Annotated in this window: 3 protein-coding genes; 1 reads left to right on the forward strand and 2 read right to left on the reverse strand. The window is 58.4% G+C overall.

Features of this window, described 5'->3' with window-relative positions:
• Positions 1-39 precede the first annotated feature (39 nt).
• Entirely contained in the window at positions 40-384 is a 345-nt protein-coding gene (locus tag BQ9843_RS00055) for a hypothetical protein (RefSeq protein ID WP_075843399.1), read from the reverse strand.
• A gap of 1 nt (position 385) precedes the next feature.
• Positions 386-2200: an ABC transporter ATP-binding protein gene (locus BQ9843_RS00060; protein ID WP_075843400.1), complete on the reverse strand. Its 1815-nt coding sequence runs from the start codon at positions 2198-2200 to the stop codon at positions 386-388.
• A gap of 489 nt (positions 2201-2689) precedes the next feature.
• Between BQ9843_RS00060 and BQ9843_RS00065 the strand changes: the two genes are divergently transcribed.
• A partial coding sequence (locus tag BQ9843_RS00065) for an ATP-binding protein (RefSeq protein WP_154665533.1) occupies positions 2690-3217 on the forward strand: 528 nt, incomplete at its 3' end.

A 3217-nucleotide genomic window follows, 5' to 3' on the forward strand; every position in this document is an offset into this window, starting at 1 on the left:
GCGACGCTTTTGCGTCGCCCCTCGTCCCAGCCGGTTGCTTTAGTTGTACACACGGTAGTTACACTTGAACTGGGTTATGTGTCCATAGTGGGAGCCGTACCAACCCGATGTATAGCTGATTGCATTTGCGCCTAGATATTCGTATCTCTTGTTGTAGCGAAGCTCACGGTAGGTCGTGTCGTACTCTGCTACGTAAAACGCGTCTCCAGAGAAGGCTTTGTACCGGTCCTTAACCGTCGAGCTCATGTACGCAGGCTCGACATCGCCTTTCTTTCCGTTGAGCGCATAGACGGGTGCCGCGATTCCGCATAAAGCCGTTGCCACAAGGATGGCGTAGACAGCCATGCGCGACGCATTGGGCTTCAGCTGTTCAAATAGTTTCATGTCATTCACCTCCTTCGTATGTATCGAGGTATTCCTGCTTGAGTGTTTGCGAGGACGACTCGATCTTTTCCACGAGCGTGCCGGCCTCGATGAAGTAGAACGAGTCGGTGAGGTCTGCCAGGTCGTCGAGTAGATGGCTTGAGATGAGCACGCTGCGGCCCCGTGTCACTTCGCTGCGCATCGCGTCGCAGGAGGTTTTTCGTTTTCCCGGATCGAGGCCGTTCAGCGGTTCATCGAGGATGAGGTACGGGCAATCGGTCGCTATCGCCATGGCAAGCTTTACCTGCTGCTTCATTCCTGTCGAGAGTTTACGGGCCGGCTTGTCGAGATATGGGGAGATTCCGAGGGAGTTGCAGAGCGAGTCGATGTCGGCGGCTGATTTCCACGCCTCCCTAACGAAAGAGAGGTGCTCGAGGGCCGATAGCGTGGGGTAGAGATCCGCGCCGCCCGAAGAGCTCAGGTAGACGAGTTCTGCAAATTCGGCTGATCGACGTTGGCAGATTCCGTCTGCCACCAGGCTTCCCGAGCGGATGCGGGTGGGAAATTGGCCCGATAGCGCTTCAAGAAGGGTGGTTTTCCCCGAGCCGTTGGGAGCAACGAGGCCCGCCGCCGTCCCCGGGCCCAGGAAAAGCGATCCGATTGAAAGTACCGTCGTGCTCCCGTATCCCACGCTCGCGTCTAGGAGCTCGAGCCCATGGTGCTTTTTAGCGGGTCCAGCCTGTTTGGGCGAACGTGCCGCAACGGCGCCGACCGCAAAAAGGACCGCGACGTATATCAGTGCCACGGCAAGCATCGATGCGCTGCCTGAACCGGAGCCAATGAATTCCGTCGGGAAGCATCCCACGTAGCCCGTTGCCTCGATAGGCGAGAACACGGCCAGCGGCAGGAGCCCGAGCACGGCATTATGCTCCAGCGCCGAATCGGACAGTAACGGGAATGCCGGGGCCGCGACAAGCAGCGCGGAGGCAAGGGGGCCTGCGAAGACGCGCCTCGTTGCGGTCGATAGGACGACGGAGCAAACGGATATCAAGGTTCCGCCCGCAAGCAGCGCGAGAAGCAGGGTCGTGAAGACGTCTCCCGCGGTCGTGGTGGCAAGCACGCCGTTATGGAAGAAGGCGATCGGGTACCCAGTTTGCCCGAAGCCGTTTAGGGCCAAGGCGTAAATGCTCCCGGGTGCAAGGCCGGCGAGGAGCATCGCGGTCCCCGCGCCAATTATCGAAAACACGGTTTGGATAAGGCGCCGGAATTTGGGCACGGGCGCCTTTGCCGCCAGGGTCCCGGGCCTTGTGGCGCCGAGCACGAGTATCGACGAGAGAAGGAAGGGGATGAAGGGAAGGAAAGACGGCGCCTGGGCAATGGCGTAAGGCAGGAAGGAAAGGAATGGCAGGTCGTTTGCGGAGGCCGGGATATCCGTGATGCCGGAGCTGCTCAGAGCGCGGCAATACGCGAGGTCTGCGTCATTGGTCTCTCGGTCTCCCACGATGGACCCGGATTGGAAGCCTTCGTCCATGAGCGCGTAGTAGCTCTCGGCAGAGTCGAGAAAGGCGGCGTCGGTTTGAGCGGCGAGGGCGGCGTTCGCGTATCTTGCAAGCTCAGCGTCATCTTGCTGCTCTGGCGATAGGTCTGTGCCGCTGGCCTGGGGCGCGCGCGTATTGAATGCGTCGACGAAGCCCTGCATGCCCTGCTTCATGAAGAAGGGCCCGTAGATGGGTGAATTGAACGCAATGGGGATGGAGAAGGCTGCAGCGAGAACGAGCGTACAAATCCATACGGCCTTGTCTCTTAGGATTAGTTTGAGAAGAAGTCGACAGTACATTCAGAAGCACCTACGTTCCTCAAAGAATTGTTAGTTTAAAAGTAACAGACCGGATGAAGATACGTGCGACGGGGGCGAGGCGAATGGCTGAACGGTATCGATATGCGGGTTTAACGGCATATCGACCACATAGATTATTAACTTGCATTTCTAACAGTTAAGGAGACGGGTGCTTTCCAGCACGCTCCTTCGATGACACCTTCCGCTAGCCGCTATGATGGTTTCATCCAACAAAGAATGTGCCCTGGCGTTCAGGTTCACCGCTAGCGTTGACAACATATGAGATGGGCCCGGCCCTTGCCGCGCGCCGATTGCGCGGCAAGGGCCGGGCCCCCATGTTTATTCCACCTGCTTGTTATCAGCCAGTCTCACAAAACAAAGGAAAATGTCCCACGGATTACCGACAAATGGTCTCATAAATTACCGTCAAAACGACCCACGCACTGGTAGAATGTTGTAAATTTCAACGTTTCCAAGGAGATACGGGTCATGGCTGAGTACATAGGCAGGTGCATCGACCGAATGGTCGAGAGGGATCTCGGAATCTTCGGGGCGGTGCTCATCCAAGGGCCGAAGTGGTGCGGGAAGACCACGACAGCCCAGCGCTTCGCGGCATCGTCATTGTCACTTTCCGACCCTGAGGGCAGCTTCGCAGCCCGACAGCTCGCCGAGATCGACCAGGCCAAGGCAATAGTCGGCACGACACCGAGGCTGATTGACGAATGGCAAGAGGTTCCGAGCATTTGGGACGCCGTGCGCTACGAGTGCGACAGACGGGGCGAGCGCGGTCAGTTCATCCTGACCGGATCGGCCACGCCGAGAGACGACCGCACGCCGATGCACAGCGGCGTCGGCCGCATCTCAAGGCTGCGCATGGACACTATGACTCTGTTCGAACTCGGTATCTCGAAGGGAGCTGTGTCCCTCGGCTCTTTGCTCTCCGGCAAAGCAGTCGAGACGGCAATCGGCTCCATCGGTGGTGTCGATGACATCGCCGACCTGCTGTGCCGTGGCGGG

The sequence above is a fragment of the Collinsella bouchesdurhonensis genome (assembly GCF_900155365.1).
GTDB lineage: Bacteria > Actinomycetota > Coriobacteriia > Coriobacteriales > Coriobacteriaceae > Collinsella > Collinsella bouchesdurhonensis.